Source organism: Bradyrhizobium sp. CCGB01 (assembly GCF_024199795.1).
Taxonomy (GTDB): Bacteria; Pseudomonadota; Alphaproteobacteria; order Rhizobiales; family Xanthobacteraceae; genus Bradyrhizobium.
Genome location: NZ_JANADK010000001.1, coordinates 3,750,061 through 3,767,427, shown reverse-complemented (window position 1 = coordinate 3,767,427; position 17,367 = coordinate 3,750,061). Strand labels below are relative to the sequence as shown.

The following is a 17,367-nucleotide window of genomic DNA, read 5'->3' as shown; positions in this document are numbered from 1 at the left end:
GGCGACAGTCCGCCGTACTGGGGTAATCTGCCGAGCGTGGCGGCCCGGCCGCCCGCGGTATGCGTCATGACGGTCGAATGTCCACGACCGACCGCAGCGGCCGAACACCTGGATAACTCTCGCGCGGCACGATCCGAACGACGGTGGCCCCGTTTGCCGCATATCGGGATGGAGCACCGCAAGCATCCCTTGCTCACCCAAGCCGCTCTTTCAGTGTTGGGAAGCGTCGGGTTGAGCCTCTTGTCGTTCGGCTGCTTCCTGCTCGGGCTCAACTTCACCACGAGTGCTTTCGCCCTCCTGATCGTCATCGTCCTGTTGTCACGGCTGGGCACCTTCTTGACGTCGGCGATCTGTTCCGTAGTCGCAGTTGGCTGGCTGGTCTTCCTGTTCGTCGATCCCGTCAATTCATTTGCTGCGAGCAACCTTCAGGACATCGTCGCCCTGGCCGCCTTTCTCGTCACGTCGCTTGTGATCGCAAATCTGGTCGGTCAGCTACGCCGCGAAGACGTGTTGCGGCGAAATCAAGCGGCCTACCTCGCCGAGGCTCAGAAGCTCAGTCACACCGGCAGCTTCGGCTGGAACGTCACCAGCGGGGAACTGTTTTGGTCGGATGAAACGTTCAGGATATTCGATCTCGAATCGACATCATCGCCGTCGCTCGACATCGTCCTGAAGCGTACGCATCCCGACGATCTCAATGCCGTACGCGAGGCGCTCGATCGTGCCGCGAACGACAGGAAAGACTTTTCCCAGGAACATCGGCTGGTCCTGAGCGATGGCTCGATCAGGCACATTCGCGTGGTCGCCCGCGGATCGTCAGAAGATCGGGGACAATTTCAGTTCATCGGCGCGGTCATGGATATCACCGCCCAGAAGAAGGCCCACACCGAGCTGGAGCGGAGCGAGCAGCGCTACCGCCACCTGTTCAGCCGCATGCCGATCGCACTCCGTCAGATCGACGCCAGCAGACTGGTGGCACTATTCCGACAACTGCGAGCCGAGGGCATCAGGGATCTCGGCAGCTATTTTGACAGCCATCCCGATTTTCTCCGGACCTGCATGGACGCACTCTCGTTTCAGGAAGCCAACGAACGAGCCATCCAGATGTTCGGAGGAGGCGTCGACGGCTATGTCGGGCGTTCCATGTCTGACACCTGGAAGGAACGCCCGGATACGTTTCGGCGGGCCATGGAGTCCCGCTTTCGCGGTGAAACGAATTTCGAGGAAGAAACCAAGATGGTAACGTGGGACGGCCGCATCGTCGACGTTCTCTTCACAACGGCCCGCGTCGGTCCAATCAATGATCTCGAAATAAGCCTGGTTGCCACGATCGATATCTCGCAACGCGTCCGTACTCAGGAGAGGCTGCGGCAGGTGCAAGCCGAGTTCGCGCATGCGGCGCGCGTCTCGATGCTCGGCGAGCTCACCGCTTCCATCGCGCACGAAGTCAACCAGCCTTTGGCGGCCATCGCGACCAACGCCGCTGCCGGGCTGCGCTGGCTGAACAGGCCCATGCCCGACATGGCCGAGGTCCGCAGCGCAATCGAAAACATGGCCGCGGATACGAGGCGGGCCGCGAACATCGTGGCGCGCGTTCACGGGATGGCTTCGCGCAAGGCGCCGGAGCGTGCTCCTTTATCCCTTGACGATGTCATTCGCGAGGCGCTTCTCTTCCTGCGCCACGAGATGGAATCCCGCGGTGTAACGATCCTGCACCAGCCCGATGCAGAAGCTGGGCTCGTGCTCGGCGACCGCACCCAGCTCCAGCAGGTGATCGTCAATTTGGCCATCAACGCCGTGCAAGCGATGACGCAGGCGGGACGCGGTGATCGCAGGATCGTCATCGGCACCGCCGCGCAGAACGGGGCCTTGTGCTGCTCCGTCGAGGACAACGGTCCCGGCATCGCCGCCGAACATGCCGGCCGGCTGTTCGAAACCTTTTTCACGACCAAGGAGTCCGGCATGGGCATGGGACTGCCGATCTGCCGGTCCATCGTCGAATCGCATGGCGGCCGGATCGACGCCGAAGGCCTTGGCGTCGATCGCGGTGCTCGGTTCTGGTTCACGCTGCCGATCTCGACGCCGGCGTCATCACCGCCGTTCGGTCGGGACGCCGAGGCCTGACCCGACCTCTCTATTGCGGCGGGGCGGTCGAGCGCACCAGGCGGATCGGGATGCCCTTGAATGAGGGCGTGAAGCTGAGGGGATCGCGGGCGTAGAGCGGCACCAGCGGATTGGTCTCCGGATAGTACGCAGCACAGCAGCCTGTCGGAAACGAATAGGCCACGACACGAAAGTCGCGCACGATCCGCTCGGCGCCGTCGGTCGACTCCGTGATCAGGTCGACGCGATCCCCATCCGCGAGCCCGCGCTTCTTCAGTTCGTATTCGTTGAGGAACACCACGTCTCGCTGACCGAACACACCGCGGTAGCGGTCGGACATCGAATAGAGCGTGGTGTTGTACTGGTCGTGGCTTCGTATCGTGCTGAGCCACAGGAAATCCGGATCGCTCTGCGGCGGGTCCTCGCCGCACCCCTCAAACACCAGGAAATTGGCCTTGCCAGACGACGTTGCCCAGATGCGCTCCCGCGCGGTCGAGGTCAGATGGAAGCCACCGGGAATGCGGATACGGGCATTGTAGCTCTGGAAGATGGGAAAGACGGCCTCGATCGCATCCCGGATGCGATCGTAGTCGCCCACAAAGCTGTCCCAATCAACCATCGTGCGCTCGCCGAGCGTTGCCTTGGCGAGGCCTGCGATGATCGCTACTTCGCTGAGAAGATGCTCCGACGCCGGCTTGTTGCGGCCACCAGAGGCGTGCACCATCGACATTGAATCCTCGACCGTAACCGACTGCGGCCCCGATTCCTGAATGTCGATCTCGGTTCGCCCGAGGCAGGGCAGGATCAGGGCGGCGCGGCCATGGATCAGATGGCTGCGGTTGAGCTTGGTGGAGACGTGAACGGTCAGATCGAGCTCGCGCAGCGCGGCCTGCGTCGCCTGCCAGTCGGGTATGGCCGCGGCAAAATTGCCGCCCATCGCGAAAAACACCCTCACCTCGCCGCGGATCATTGCCTCCAATGCCGTTACGACGTTATGTCCCGGCGTGGTCGGTGGCTTGAAGCCGAAGTGGAGTTCGAGGCGTTCAAGGAAATCCGCCTTGGGGATCTCCGTGATGCCCACCGTGCGGTCGCCCTGCACGTTGGAATGACCGCGAACCGGACAAACGCCGGCGCCGTCGCGTCCTACATTGCCGCGCAAAAGCGCAAGGTTGGCGATCTGCTGCACGTTATGCGCGCCGCGCTGGTGCTGGGTAATGCCCATGCCATAGACAAGGATCGCGCGTTCAGCCTTCATATAGGCGCCCGCGGCATATTCCATGTCCTCACGCGTCAGGCCGGACTGGCGTTCGATATCGGGCCATTGCGTGCGCTTGAGATCGTCGATCAGCGCTTCGATGCCGACGGTGTGCCCGCGAATGAAATCCCAGTCCAGAACCTCCGGCTCTTCGGCGGCGCGGGCAGCCTCGTCGGCTTCCACCAGAATCTTCATGATCCCCTTGAGGACGGCGACGTCACCACCGACGCGTACCTGGAACAGTTTCGAGCTGATCGTCGTCGACGACAGCGTGATCATTTCGACGGGGCTCTGCGGCGCCTGGAAGCGTTCCAGCGCCCGCTCGCGGAACGGATTGAACGAGATGATCGAGGCCCCGCGGCGAGCCGCATTGCGCAGGCTGGTCATCATCCGCGGGCTGTTGGTGCCCGGATTCTGGCCGAAAATGAAGATGCAGTCGGCCTTGTCGAAGTCCTCGAGCAGCACGGTGCCCTTGCCGACGCCAAGCGATTGCGGCAGGCCAACGCTGGTCGCCTCATGGCACATGTTCGAACAGTCAGGAAAGTTGTTGGTGCCGTATTCGCGCACGAACAGCTGGTAGAGGAAGGCGGCTTCGTTCGAGGTCCGCCCGGACGTATAGAACTCTGCCATGTTTGGATCCGGCAGGGCCTTCAGCTCGCGGCCGATCATGTCGAACGCCTCGCTCCACCCCACCGGCAGGTAGCGGTCGGATGCGGCATCATAGGCTACCGGACGAGTGAGACGCCCGACCATTTCGAGATCGTAGTCGCTCCAGCCTGCGAGCTCCGTGACGGTGTGCTCGGCGAAGAACTCGGGTGTGCAGCGCTTGGACGTCGCTTCCCAGGCGACGGCCTTGCCGCCGTTCTCGCAGAATTCGAATGAAGATGTGTGCTTCGGATCGGGCCAGGCACAGCCGGGGCAATCAAAGCCTTCCGGCTGATTCATGCGGCTCAGCGTTGCCGCGCCCTTCACCGGAATCCGCTGCACCAGCAGGGCCTCGCTGAGTGCCTTGAGCGCCCCCCATCCGCCGGCGGGTTCACGGTAGGGATGAACCGATTTCCTGGTCATTTCAATATCTCACGATATGGCGATCCTCCGGCCAGTTAAGGACCGCCGCAAGGAGACGTCTTTTCAAAAAAGGGGTCGAATTTCTCATTTGCAGGAGTCCGGGTGCAGAAGTCCGGCCCGGCGCTGCCGCCGGATTCAGGCAGTGCATTCCGGAAAAAGGACGTCCTTCCCGGAAGCTGATGGGCCCGCGAGAAATTAGGGTGGACGGCCGGAGCCTCGTTGCGACGGAGGCTTGCAATGTCTTTTTCAGGAGTGACCAACATGTTTTCACGACGTGATTTGCTGGCTGTGTCGGCGGCAGGCGCCGCTATGGTCGGCTCCAGCGTACAAGCTGCCACCTTCGGCAATCCGGACGAGCCGCCGCAAGGCGCGGTGAATGCCAAGAGCCCCGGAAGCCTGAGCGATCCAGGCCCGCAAAACCCCGCGCTCGCCAAGCAGTTTCCCTCGGCAACAACGCCGCCGGCGACCGATGTCGGCGGCTTGCCGATGAATTGGGCCTCCTTCAACAATGCGCCGAGGCGCATCCAGGACGGCGGCTGGGCCCGCCAGGTCACGGTCGCGGATTTCGCCATCTCGAAGGAGATTTCCGGCGTCAACATGCGGCTGTCCGCCGGCGGTATCCGCGAGCTGCATTGGCATCAAGCGGCCGAATGGGCGATCATGACCTATGGCAGCTGCCGCATCACGGTGCTCGACGTCGAGGGCCGCCCCTATGTGGGCGACCTCAAGGCGGGCGACCTCTGGTATTTTCCGCCGGGCGCGCCGCATTCGCTGCAAGGACTGGGGCCGGATGGCGCCGAATTCGTGCTCTGCTTCGACGATGGCCATGCCAACGAGTTCAACACGCTGCTCGTGACGGACTGGTTTGCACATACGCCGCCGGAGGTGCTGGCCAGGAACTTCGGCGTGCCGGCCGAAACTTTCGCCAAGATTCCCCTGCACAATCTCTGGATCTTCCAGGGCACGGTGCCCGGCGATCTCGCGGCGGATCGAGCGGCAATCGCCAAAAATGCCGAGGCCGCGCCCTACCCGTTCATTTACTCGCTGGGCAACTCGGCCCCCCTCAAGGAGAGCTCTGCGGGAAGCATCCGCATCGCCGACAGCACCAACTTCAAGGTGGCGACCACCGTCGCGGCAGCGCTGGTGACGATGCCTCCGGGCGCAGTGCGGGAGATGCACTGGCATCCGAACGCCGATGAGTGGCAGTACTACATCAAGGGCAAGGCGCGGATGACGGTGTTCGATACGGGTCCGAACGCCCGGACGACGGATTTTTCAGCCGGCGACATCGGCTATGTCCCGCGCAACCTGGGACATTACGTCGAGAATGTCGGCGATACCGAGGTCCAGTTTGTCGGTGTATTCCGTGCCCCGCGATATGAGGAAGTATCGCTCTCCAACTGGCTGGCGCATACGCCGCCCAAACTGGTCGCGCAGCACTTCAACATTGACGAGAAGGTGGTCGCCCAGTGGCCGGACACCGGTCCAGGCATCATGCCGAAGAAGTCCTGAACGAGAAAGGCGCCGCAATCGGCGCCTTTCTTTTTGTCGACCCATGATCCCGCATAAATCAATAGCGAGCGGATTCCGACTCGAACTTGCCCCGGAAGACGCGGAAGCCAATCGCGACATAGAGCAGCATGAGCGGGAAGATGAAGAGACCCTCTCCCCAGAACATGAAGGCCAGACTGGCATGGGGCGCAGCGGCTTCGTCGATGGTGATGGCGAAGGGAACCATGTAGGGCCAGAACGACAATGCCAGCGTGCCGAACGCCGATATGAAGATCAGCGAGACCATGTGGAACGGCCAGTAGTCGTCGTGTCGTAAAATGCTAGAGGCGAGCATACAGGCGGCCGCGGCGCCGATCGCCGGAAACACGAACAAATAGGGCCGCTCGATCCAGCGATGCAGGATCGGCAGGTGCTGGATCAGCGCGTGGCTGAAGACAAGGATCAGGAACAGCAGAACCCCGGTCGCCAGCACCGGGATCTGGCTCCGCGCCAGGTCGCGAACCGCGCCGCCGCGTTTCCTCACCAGCCAGCACGAACCGAGCAGAGCATAGCCGAGGCACAGTCCGGCACCGCACAAGGCCGAGAACGTACTCAACCAGCCGAGCACGCCGCCGGCATATTGACCGTCCACGATGGGCAGCCCCTCGACCAGCGCCCCCACCATCACACCCTGCATGAAGCTCGCAACGAGTGAACCGACACCGAAGCTGATATCCCAGATCCAGCGTGAGCTCTGCGACTTGGTTCGGAATTCGAATGCGACGCCGCGCAGGATCAGACCCAGCAACATGAAGATCACCGGAATGTAGAACGCCGAGAGCACCGTTGCATAGACCACCGGGAATGCCCCCCACAGGATCACGCCCGTCACGACAAGCCAGGTCTCGTTACCATCCCAGAACGGCGCGATCGCGCCCAGCATCGCCTGCCGACGGGGCTCGCTATTCGGCAACAGGAACAGGATTCCGACGCCGAGGTCGAAGCCGTCGAGCAGAAGGTAGATCAGAATACTAATCGCCAGCAGGGCCACCCAGAATGTCACCATGGTCATTCTCCAGCCTGAACATAGTTGCGGGCCGCGAGCGGCTTCCGATCGGCGAGCGACATTGGCCGGTTGGGCATGGCGGGAGCGTGCAGCGGCTTGCCGCCCAGGCCCGCCGGACCTGCTCGCAGCAGTCGATAGATGTAGAATATCCCGAAGGAAAAGATGAAGGCATAGACCGCGACGAACAGAACCAGAGAGATCGTCGCCGCAGACGCGGTCAGGAACGGCGTCACGGCATCGGCGGTCCGCAGCACCCCATAAACTGTCCAGGGCTGACGTCCGACTTCCGCGGTGTACCAGCCGGTGAGGATCGCGATCCAGGGCAGCGGAAAGCTGAGGAAGATTCCCCAAAGCAACAGGCGGTTCCGCTCGAGGCGATGCCTGAGTCCAAGCCAGGTCCCGAGCCAGGCCAGCCCCAGCATCAAAAGACCGCAGCCAACCATGATACGAAAGGCGAAGAACGGGATCGTCACCGGCGGCCGATCCTGCGGTGCAAAACTGGTCAAGCCGACCTCCTTCGAAGTCAGGCTCATGCTACCGATGATGCTCCCGAGCACCGGAATCGAGATGGCGTATCTGTTCGTCTCGGCACTCGAATCCGGGATCGCGATCAGCACCTCAGAGGCCGGTTGTTCGTCGTGCCAGCGCGCCTCGATCGCCGCAAACTTGGCCGGCTGATAATCGTGGACGTAGTCGCCGACCAGATGTCCGATGAAGAGCTGGACCGGCAGCAGCACCGCTGCGAGTGCAAGGCCCATGCGCAGCATCACGTGCGCTTCGGCGCGGTAGGTTTGCCGCAGCAGATACCACGCCCCGGTTGCGGCCACGCAAAACGCGCCGGTCAGATAGGAGGCGAGCAGCATGTGCGGAAACCTCACCCAGACCACGCGGTTGAAGATGATCTGCATCCAATCGTCGGGCACGAACTGGCCGTTCTGCATGACGTAGCCGGTCGGCACCTGCATCCAGCTGTTGTTCACCATGATCCAGAATGCCGAAAGCGTCGTCCCGAGCGCGACCATTGCAGTCGAGAACAGGTAGAACCGAGGCGGTACGCGCGTCCTGCCGAAGACGAGAATGCCGAAGAAACTGGCCTCCAGCATGAAGGCGGTGAATGTCTCGTAGGACAAAAGCGGGCCCTGGATCGGACCCGACATCTTCGAGAGCACGCTCCAGTTCGTTCCGAACTGGAACGCCATCACCACCCCCGATACGACGCCCATGCCGAAGGCGACGCCGAAGATTTTGAGCCAAAATTCGAACAGAGTCCGGTAGACGGGCTTGCCGCTATGCTGGTGCATCGCTTCGAGCACGGTAAGCCAGGCGGCAAGCCCGATCGTGAACGCCGGGAAGATGATGTGAAACGAGATGGTGAAGGCGAACTGCAGCCGCGAGAGAAGGAGCGCCGTCGGGTCCATCGGACAGTCCCCTTCTCAGGCTCGCTTCGCGGCCAACTCCGCGCGCGCCGCAGGACGTGGTATATCGATAACTTTGAGCACCGCGGCTGTCGTCGAGCGAATCTGCCGGCAGAACTCCGCGTCGTCGATCAACGACACCCCATAGGACGGGATGATCTGCTTCAGCTTCGGCAGCCAGGCACTTGCCGTGAGCTCGCCGACGAAGCATTTTTCCAGAACGCTGATGGCGATGAAGGCCGCAGTGGACGCGCCCGGCGAGGCGCCGAGCAAAGCCACCAGCGAATGATCGTCCGCCCCGACGAGCTCGGTTCCGAACTCGAGCAATCCGCCCCGCTTGACATCGGGCTTGATGATCTGGACGCGCTGGCCCGCAACCTGCAACCTCCAGTCCTTCGGATCGGCTTTGGGGAAATATTCATCGAGAGCGGCGAGGCGATGGCTCTCGGACTGCAGCACCTGCCCGACCAGATATTCGGTGAGATCGAAATTGTCACGTGCCACGGAAAGCAACGGCTCGACGTTCGCGGGGCGGATAGACTCGAATAGATCCAGCAGCGAGCCGTGCTTGAGAAACTTGCTCGAAAACCCCGCATAAGGGCCGAACAGCAACGAGCGCTGACCGCCAATCACGCGTGTATCGAGATGCGGCACGGACATGGGCGGCGAGCCGACCGCGGCCTTACCGTAGACCTTGGCATGGTGACGCTCGTTGATCTCCGGATCGTCGCAGCGCAGCCAGATCCCGCTCACGGGAAAACCGCCGTAACCGCGCCCCTCCGGGATACCGGACTTCTCAAGCAACGGCAGCGCGCCACCGCCGGCGCCGATGAAGACGAATTTGGCTCGAACGGACCGCGTTTCGCCGCTCATGGTGTCGCGCACCCGGATCCGCCAATGGCCGCCCTGCTCGCGGACGAGGCCGGTGACGCAGCTCTTGTAGTGGACGGCGCAGCCCGGCTGGCTGACGAGATGACTGACCAGCAGATGGGTCAACGCTCCATAGTCGACGTCGGTGCCAGTGACGATGCGCGTTGCGGCCACCGGTTCGTCGCTACTCCGGCCGTCCATGACCAGCGGCGCCCATTCGGCAATCTGCTTTGGATCCTCGGTATGTTCCATGCCCTCATAACAATGATGGGCCGACATCGCCTTGAACCTCTTCCTGAGGAAGGCGACATTCTGCGCGCCGTGCACGAAGCTCATATGCGGCACCGGATGGATGAAGGCTCGCGGGTCCGCAATCGCCCCCTTCCCAACCAGGTAAGACCAGAACTGCCGGGAGAGGTCGAATTCGACGTTGACTTGAAGTGCCTTGGAGATGTCGATACTGCCGTCGGACCGTTCCGGCGTATAGTTCATCTCGCAGTTTGCCGCGTGTCCGGTGCCCGCATTGTTCCAGGAGTCCGAGCTTTCGAGCGCACAATCGTCAAGAACCTCGAACATCTCAATTGCCAGAGAAGGCTCGAGCTCCTTGAGAAGGACGCCAAGCGTCGAGCTCATGATGCCTGCGCCGATGAGGACGACGTCGATTTCGCGGTCGGAAGTCGTTTGCATGGTGCTTCTCTTCGTTGGATGTTGCTGTTCTGGATTTCCTGATCAGACTCGAGCCGATTGCCTCGCTTTGGCCCGGAACGGCACTCGGGCTTCCGGTCGCAGGACCACGTAGGCACGACGCCAGGACGAGTCGTCCGTCAGCTTCCAGCTATGCCCCGAGCCCGCGGTGTCCTCGGCAAGCAGCACGTTGCCGGGATGAATGAGGAAGTGATGGCCGTCGCGCGTCTGGAAATCCAACGTTCCGCTCAAGGTGAGCACGAGTTGGCGGACCGGCGCGGTGTGCCAGGAGAACGCCCCGCCCGATTCAGTTTCCTGAAACGAGACGCTGGCGACATCGATCTTGTCGGTAAGAAAGTCGCCGCGTTGGCCGGACTCGAGTTCGATGACGCCTTCCTCGAAATGCGAGCTGTTATCGTCCCCAGTCCATAGGCGTACACAACGGATCATCGCGTCTCTCCTTGCGCTGTTGTTGGATTGCCGCCCCGCCCCTCTTCAGCCGGCCTTCGCGCCAATTGCGAGTGGCACCTTGATCTCGGCGACATAGGGCTTGACCATCTTCACGGGATCCACGATGCGGTCGAACTCCGGCTCGGTCACGAAACCGAGCTTGAGCGCCGCCGCCTTCAGCGTGAGATCGTTGTCCATCGCGTAGTGCGCGATCCGTGACGCCTTGTCGTAGCCGATCACGGGCGCCAGCGCTGTGACGAGCATCAGCGACCGCTCGACATACTCCTTGATCTTCTTGTGGTTCGGCTCGGTGCCCTCGACGAGGAAGGTGCGGAAATTGGTGCAACCGTCAGTGAGGATGGTGACGGACTGCGCGATGTTGTGGATGATCAGCGGCTTGTAGACGTTCATTTCCAGGTAGCCTCCGGCGCCGCCAAATCCGACGGCGACGTCGTTCGCCATCACCTGCACGGCAATCATGGTCAGCGCTTCGGCCTGTGTCGGGTTGACCTTGCCCGGCATGATCGACGAACCGGGCTCGTTCTCGGGGATCAGCAATTCGGCGAAGCCCGCGCGCGGACCGCAGGACATCAGACGGATATCGTTCGCGATCTTGTAGAGCGACCCCGCGAGCGTGCGGAGCGTACCTGACAGCTGCACCAGCGCGTCATGTGCACCCTGGACGGCAAACTTGTTCGGTGCGCTGACGAAGGGCAGCCCTGTCAGCCGCGCGATTTCGGCGGCGACAGCCTCGGCGAAGCCCGGCGCTGAATTGATGCCGGTGCCGACGGCCGTGCCGCCCAGAGCAAGACGAAAGACGCCCTTGAGCGCATCATCGATGCGCGCCAGATCGTCGGCGAGCATGCCGGCATAGCCAGACCATTCCTGCCCGAGCGTCAGGGGCGTCGCATCCTGCATGTGGGTTCGGCCGATCTTGACGACGTCACCCCATTGGCTCGATTTCGCCGCGATCGCGTCGTGCAGCGCTTCGACCGCCGGAACGAGGCGCCGGGTCACGTTCATCGCGGCCGCGATGTACATGGCCGAAGGGAAGCTGTCGTTCGACGATTGCGACATATTGACGTGATCGTTCGGGTGAACCGGCTTCTTGCTCCCGAGAGGCGTGCCCGCAAGCTGGCAACATCGGTTCGAGATCACCTCGTTCACGTTCATGTTGAACTGCGTTCCACTGCCCGTCATCCAGACATGAAGCGGAAACATCTCCTGATGCTGGCCGGAGAGAATCTCATCGCAGACATGCACGATCAGCTTGTGGAGCCTGCCGTCGAGACGGCCGCCGGCGCAATTGGCGTTCGCAGCCGCCTTCTTCAGGATCGCGTAAGACTGGATCATTTCACGCGGCATCAGGTCCTTGCCGATGCTGAAATGCTCGAGCGACCGCTGCGTCTGCGCACCCCAGAGTTTGTCCGCAGCAACGTCGACTTCACCCAGGCTATCTGTCTCTTTGCGAAACTCGTTCATCCTTGCCTCTCGTGGCAGTTGAAGTCGGAAGGCCATCTCGGTGCTGTTGAAAAGTGTACGCACCGCATGGCGCGCACGCTTCCCTGAATGAACGTCCTTTTGCCGAATGGCATGCCGCGCGCGCCGGACCATCCATGAGGGAATATATGAGACTCGAATCCAGCTCAGCTTCGCCGCGGCGGCCGACAGAGCCAAAGAACACACGCCGACGATGCAATCGGCAGGATAAGGCTCAAGGCGTGCAGCCATTTGGTCACGCAGGTCCCGATGGCCGCTCCCGACAGGAACATCAGGCAGAGCAAAAACATGACCGCGGTGCCACGCGCCGCATCGCGATCGGACGCAACGGATTGATCGATGGCCCGGAGCATGTTCCCCGTGACGGTGACGGAGAGATATTTCCAGCGCTCGACCTGCCTGAAGCTGGCTGACTGCAGCGCCGCGCCAAAAGAGATCCCGGGGATCGCGACCATGTCCGGGACCCGATGAATCAACAACATCACTGCGAACAAGCAGACGATCTCTCCGGTGAGGCAGAGCAACGGCGCCTTGACGCGGATTGCCACCAATGCGCCGAGGAGAAAGGCGACAAGCGGAAGGAGGTGGCGGGCCGCCTGCTGCCATTGCCCGGATATGGCGTCGATGCCGAGGAAGACGACATTGCCGGTTTGCGAGCTTGCAAACACGCCGCCTAGCGAGAGCCAGGTGAAGGCGTCCAGGAAGCCACCCGACATGCTCAGAAGCGACGCCACGAGAAGTGATCGCTCCGGAACATGGACGCCGACGCGCGTCTCGACGACCGGCTCCGGAGCTGCGGCTTGCTTCGTCATCTTCGTTGACCCGCGGGTTCAGCAGCCCGTACGCGGCGCGGCCCCATCAGGCAGCACAACGCGGCGCGGATGCGTGAATAGGCCGTATCCGTCATCACGGGCGATCGCGAGCAGCGTGATCCCCGCCTCATCCGCGGTCTTGATGGCGAGTGCGGTGGGGGCTGACACGGCCACGATGACCGGCGCACCGAGCATCGCCGCTTTCTGCACCATCTCGACCGACACGCGGCTCGTCAGCAGCACGGCGCCATCGCACGCCGGTCTCCCCTCGCGCACCATCGCTCCGGCGAGCTTGTCGAGCGCATTGTGCCGGCCAACGTCCTCTCTGACCGGACCGATGCCGGTGCGAGGATGCCAGAAAGCCGCCGCGTGGACGGAGCGCGTCTGCTGATTCAGGATTTGGTGCGGAGAAAGAGCCTGCATGGCGCCCAGCAAGTCGCGCGCGTGAAAGGCGATGCCCCGGCCCGTTACCCGCGCCGGCGCACGGCGAGCCTGTTCGAGGCTCTCGATGCCGCAGAGCCCGCATCCAACGGGGCCGCTGATGGTTCGGCGCCGTGCAGCCAGGGACGCCGCGCGGTCGCCATCGAGCCACATCCGAACCTCGGCGCCAAGATCGTTCGGGATCAGCTCGATGCTCTTGATCTCGCTCGCGCGTTCGACGATGGCCTCGGTAAGGCTGAAGCCGATACCGAAATCCTCCAGATCTCCCGGCGTTCCCATCATCACCGCATGGGTCGAGCCGTTATAGGTGAGCGCGATGGCGGTCTCCTCGGCAACCAGCCGCGAAGTGGACTTCGTCTGACCGCCGCGCCAGGCAATCTCCCAGTGCCGCGTGAATGTCGAGCCTTCCATGGCTCATACCGTCGCCGGTTCGGCACGATAGCGGGAGGCACGGTTCCTGAGCGCGATCCCGAATGCGATGAATCCCCATCCCTGGAAAATCAGGTCGACGATCAGCATGACACCGAGCAGCCACAAACCGATGGCGGGCCAAGCCACAACCAGCATGAGACCGACGCAGAACGTCAGGATTCCTGCGGCGACGATCCAACGCCAACCCGCGGCTGGCCGCATGCGAAAGCCGGCCCAGATCCTGATCATCCCGGCTACGACCAGGAAGGCACACACTGCGAGAGACAGCGCGAACGAGGCCAGGATCGGATCGTAGAGTATGATGGCCCCGGCGGCGGCATAAACAATCCCCGCCAGCAACCAAAGCAGGAATCCCCGCAGGCCGTGTACTGAAAACGCTTGCACGATCTGGAAAATGCCGGCGGCCGCCATGGTGGCACCAATGACCAATACAGAAGCGAGGCTCGCCGCCATCAGATTGGCAGATGCAACACCACCGAGGATCAGTTCGCCCACCCCCAGCGCAACGAACCAGGCCCATTTTCCTGTGATCGCGTGAATGGCCGTTCCAAGCGAGGCCTCGGAGTTCGACATGTCCGTCATGGCTTGATCCTGTTCGCACGACCTGTCCGCAGGCCGTGAACGGGAACAGAGTATCGAGATCGACCTCGTTCCATCTTTCGAGGACGCAACAGGATTATTTCATCCGCACGATGCGCATCGTTGCGCGAGACTCACGACTAGCGCGGGATGTTCACGACGGTTCTGAACCCGTCGGGACCGGCACGGACGTCGACCGCCCCGTTCAGACGCGCTGCAAGCACCTCGACGATAGAATCGTCTTCTTCCCGGTACCGGCTGTCGTCAGACGAGCCGTTGTCCATGATGCAGCACGCGATCGACGTCGCCGTGAGCCACACTTCGAGACGAATAGCGCCCGCTCCTCCATGGGACACGCGGCGCACCGCCCTGGTGATCAGTTCGAAGACCATCATGCCCAACAGCCAGCAGCGCTCGGAGTTCATCTTCAGCGGACGCAGCAGCAGCGAGAGCGCAATACCCTTGTCTTCGAGGCTCGAGCGGCTGATCGACCGGCACAATTGCAAGAGATAGGCCGCCAGATCGACGGTCGTGGTGAACTGCGGCATTTGCAGCGCGTGGTGAAGTTGTGCATGACCTTCCAGCCGATCCTGCACGGAAGCGAGGGTCGTCCTCACCTCCGTGCCGTCGCAACGATCGACCGCCTGCGACACCAGGTCGATCGCCAAGGCAAGCTCGTCGTCGATCCGATGCGCTAGCTCGCGCAGCACTAGGCGCTCCGCCTTGACACCGCCGTCCGGCACCAATTCCGAGAGGCTGCTCATCCTTCACTCGCTTCCCGGCCGAACGGCGCGCTTTGCAATTACGAAGTCGGGCCGCTTCGGCCGGTTTCGTAGAGGAACCAGATCCGCCGTTCCGTCTCGTCGATCCAGTTTTCGAGGAGGCTTGCGGTCGCGACATCACCGTATTCGTCACAGAGCTCGTGGACCCGGCGCATTTCTCGCGTCAGCTGCTGGTTGTCGCTGCGCAGTTCAGCGAGCATGTCCTGCGGGTCGACATAGTCCGCATCGTTGTCGAGAATGCGCTGCTCGCGCGCGATGTGGCCGATCGAGCGGAGCGTCGTGCCGCCGATCTTGCGTGCGCGCTCGGCAATGTCGTCGGTCATGGCGAAAATCTGGTCGGCTTGCTCGTCGAGCATAAGGTGGTAGTCGCGAAAGTGGCGACCCGAAACGTGCCAGTGAAAGTTCTTGGTTTTCAGGTAGAGCGCAAAGACGTCGGCGAGCAGCGCTCTCAGCGCGGCTGGAACGTCCCGGTTTGCATTGGCTCCGAGATCCGTCGGACTTTGGAGGTCTGCTTTGGTCATGATCGGCATCCTTGTTGGAGGTTCGAACAATCTAGCCGCGCGGTGCGCGACAATTCTTTCCGACGCGGAAGATCCTTTTGGGATCGCACGCCTGCGAGGGCGCCTGCCGCCGCAGCGGGTTCATTCCGCGCGTGTCGTCCTGTCCCGCAGCGGCAAAAGAGACATCGCCCCGAATACGCCATCGCGACGGATCAATGCGTGGAACAACCCGGCCGCCAGATGCAACAGAACGAGGGCAAAGAACGCGAGGCCCAGATAGACATGGGCATTCCAGAGCAGCGTGTGCACGAAGTCGCTCTGCGGCAGCAGCGCGGGAATTCGGATCCCGCCATACAGGACGACCGGATAGGCCGCAGCCCAGAGCATACCGAGACCGAGCAACGGCATGACGATCATGAGGACATAGAGGAGCTGATGCGACAGTGCTGCCCCCAACTTCATGGTTCTCGAAAGATCGGGAGGCAAAGGCGGCGCACCGTAGTACAGTCGCAACGCCAGCCTGATCAGAACGAGGACCAGCAGCGTGAGGCCGAGCGTCTTGTGGATCAGGATGAGCGGCAGATATTTCGGCGCGACGGTGGAGACCATGCCCACGCCAATGAACAGCATGGCGAGGATGCAAGCCGCCATCAGCCAGTGAAGAAAGCGCTGGATCAGAGCAAAACGATGAGGAGCGCTGGTCATGGCCTGGTCCCGGTTCGCGGATAGTCTCCGGCTTCGGCCGCGCGCAGATCGTAGGATTTGCGGTAGACCGATGAGCGTGCCGCCGGGAACGGATCATCCGACACCCGGATTCCCTGCGGCAGGACGGTCGGATCGAAATTGATGTCGCGGCAGGGTCCATCGCGCTCCGGCTCGATCCGCTGCACGATCAACGTTCCGACCTGCACCTTGCGACGGCTATCCGGCCAGGCCTTGCTCGGATCCGCGGTCGGGTCACCCGGATCGGCCACGGTCGTAACCATGGTCCATCGTAGCGGACCGGCGGTCCGAACCCGTTCAGTGATCTCCTGCTCAAGGTAATCCGGACCGCGTGTTTGGAGGTCAGCCTGCGAGAGTGGAGTGATTTGCGCCGAGGGTAGCAGTGACCATCGCACCGCGTGGTCGCCACCTCCCGCGTCCGTGAAGATGAAGCTGTTGAGGCTGTTGTAGGGCTCCTCCGCATAACTGCCGGTCCAGGGCGCCGTCTTGGCCCAGGCCGCGAAGGGACCGAATTCCGGGTTGGTCTGAATGAACGCCTTCATCGCCTCTGGATCCTTCTTGCCAGATGCGATCAGCAGGTCGTGAAACGCCTGCGGCGTGGAGACCGCAAAGAACGGCGGATTGATCATCGCCGACCGCCACTCTTCGCCGTCTGCCGTCGTGATCAGCAATCCCAGGCCGCGTACGCGCACGGTCGCATCGACCGCATTCGGATCAGCCGTACCGAGATTGAACCGACCCAGGGCCGGATATTGACCCTGCACAAACACCTTGGCCCGCGAGAGCTCCGCGCCGTTTCCATTCGCCTCGAATGTCCCGGTGAAGCAGATTCCCTTGGCATGATTGCGCCGGTGCCCGAGTGGTGCGCCGCTCGGAGGCGTCAGCGCCGCGATCATCCGTTCCGGCGTCAGACGTCCCGGCGAGAGCCACCCCGCAGTGTAAGCGAACGCAGCTGCGCCGCCGCCGAGGACGGCTGCGATCAGGACCAGGGATCCAAGACCCGAATGCGGTGGCTTTTCTTGATTCATTCGGTCTCCTTTGCGATGCGCGGACCGCCCGGCGACCGGATGCGTGCGGGATTCTGACCGAGCGAGGGAGCTTCCTTGTAGCCGGCGTTCATGTCCTGATCTTCTCGAACCTACCGCCAATTTCGGGAAGGCACGCCGCCTGAGCAGACTTGCTCGGCCTTCGCCGGG

General features: G+C 62.4%; 15 protein-coding genes. 2 read left to right on the top strand and 13 right to left on the bottom strand.

Translation table 11 applies throughout. From position 1 onward, the window contains the following. Nucleotides 1–168 precede the first annotated feature (168 nt). A complete protein-coding gene (locus tag NLM25_RS17045) occupies nucleotides 169–2,124 on the top strand; it encodes an ATP-binding protein (protein WP_254137731.1) in 1,956 nt (651 codons plus the stop codon). A gap of 10 nt (nucleotides 2,125–2,134) precedes the next feature. Here NLM25_RS17045 and NLM25_RS17040 read toward each other — a convergent pair whose 3' ends face one another. Beyond that, nucleotides 2,135–4,426 (bottom strand): FdhF/YdeP family oxidoreductase, encoded by a 2,292-nt coding sequence (locus tag NLM25_RS17040; protein WP_254137730.1) that lies wholly within the window; start codon nucleotides 4,424–4,426, stop codon nucleotides 2,135–2,137. Between the two features lie 261 nt (nucleotides 4,427–4,687). On the opposite strand from NLM25_RS17040, the gene NLM25_RS17035 reads away from it, so the two are divergent. After that, nucleotides 4,688–5,938, top strand: a complete 1,251-nt coding sequence (locus NLM25_RS17035; protein WP_254118065.1) for an oxalate decarboxylase family bicupin — start codon at nucleotides 4,688–4,690, stop codon at nucleotides 5,936–5,938. A 58-nt stretch (nucleotides 5,939–5,996) separates the two neighbouring features. Here the strand turns inward: NLM25_RS17035 and cydB are convergent, their stop codons facing one another. The 12 genes from cydB to NLM25_RS16975 all read right to left on the bottom strand — a co-directional run bounded on the left by cydB (nucleotide 5,997) and on the right by NLM25_RS16975 (nucleotide 17,199). After that, nucleotides 5,997–6,983, bottom strand: a complete 987-nt coding sequence (cydB, locus tag NLM25_RS17030) for a cytochrome d ubiquinol oxidase subunit II (RefSeq protein WP_254118064.1) — start codon at nucleotides 6,981–6,983, stop codon at nucleotides 5,997–5,999. Nucleotides 6,984–6,985: 2 nt separating this feature from the next. Next, nucleotides 6,986–8,401, bottom strand: coding sequence for a cytochrome ubiquinol oxidase subunit I (locus tag NLM25_RS17025; protein ID WP_254137729.1), 1,416 nt, complete (start codon nucleotides 8,399–8,401; stop codon nucleotides 6,986–6,988). Nucleotides 8,402–8,416: 15 nt separating this feature from the next. After that, nucleotides 8,417–9,955, bottom strand: coding sequence for a malate dehydrogenase (quinone) (gene mqo / locus NLM25_RS17020; protein ID WP_254137728.1), 1,539 nt, complete (start codon nucleotides 9,953–9,955; stop codon nucleotides 8,417–8,419). 42 nt (nucleotides 9,956–9,997) lie between these two features. Further along, on the bottom strand, nucleotides 9,998–10,402 hold the full coding sequence (locus NLM25_RS17015) for a hypothetical protein (RefSeq protein WP_254118061.1): 405 nt from the start codon (nucleotides 10,400–10,402) through the stop codon (nucleotides 9,998–10,000). 45 nt (nucleotides 10,403–10,447) lie between these two features. Beyond that, on the bottom strand, nucleotides 10,448–11,884 hold the full coding sequence (fumC, locus tag NLM25_RS17010) for a class II fumarate hydratase (RefSeq protein WP_254137727.1): 1,437 nt from the start codon (nucleotides 11,882–11,884) through the stop codon (nucleotides 10,448–10,450). A gap of 164 nt (nucleotides 11,885–12,048) precedes the next feature. Next, nucleotides 12,049–12,636, bottom strand: a complete 588-nt coding sequence (locus NLM25_RS17005) for a YoaK family protein (RefSeq protein ID WP_254137726.1) — start codon at nucleotides 12,634–12,636, stop codon at nucleotides 12,049–12,051. 96 nt (nucleotides 12,637–12,732) lie between these two features. Further along, complete coding sequence (gene fdhD / locus NLM25_RS17000; protein WP_254137725.1) at nucleotides 12,733–13,566, bottom strand: formate dehydrogenase accessory sulfurtransferase FdhD; 834 nt, start codon at nucleotides 13,564–13,566, stop codon at nucleotides 12,733–12,735. Between the two features lie 3 nt (nucleotides 13,567–13,569). Next, nucleotides 13,570–14,169 (bottom strand): HdeD family acid-resistance protein, encoded by a 600-nt coding sequence (locus NLM25_RS16995; RefSeq protein WP_254137724.1) that lies wholly within the window; start codon nucleotides 14,167–14,169, stop codon nucleotides 13,570–13,572. A gap of 137 nt (nucleotides 14,170–14,306) precedes the next feature. Then, entirely contained in the window at nucleotides 14,307–14,930 is a 624-nt protein-coding gene (locus NLM25_RS16990) for a histidine kinase dimerization/phosphoacceptor domain -containing protein (RefSeq protein ID WP_254137723.1), read from the bottom strand. Between the two features lie 38 nt (nucleotides 14,931–14,968). After that, nucleotides 14,969–15,469, bottom strand: a complete 501-nt coding sequence (locus NLM25_RS16985) for a Dps family protein (protein ID WP_254141200.1) — start codon at nucleotides 15,467–15,469, stop codon at nucleotides 14,969–14,971. A 120-nt stretch (nucleotides 15,470–15,589) separates the two neighbouring features. Then, nucleotides 15,590–16,153: a cytochrome b gene (locus tag NLM25_RS16980; protein WP_254137722.1), complete on the bottom strand. Its 564-nt coding sequence runs from the start codon at nucleotides 16,151–16,153 to the stop codon at nucleotides 15,590–15,592. Next, the gene (locus NLM25_RS16975) at nucleotides 16,150–17,199 is read right to left on the bottom strand and encodes a catalase family peroxidase (protein ID WP_254137721.1); all 1,050 of its coding nucleotides are present in this window, start codon (nucleotides 17,197–17,199) and stop codon (nucleotides 16,150–16,152) included. Before NLM25_RS16975 ends, NLM25_RS16980 begins: the two co-directional genes overlap by 4 nt. Between the last annotated feature and the right edge of the window lie 168 nt (nucleotides 17,200–17,367).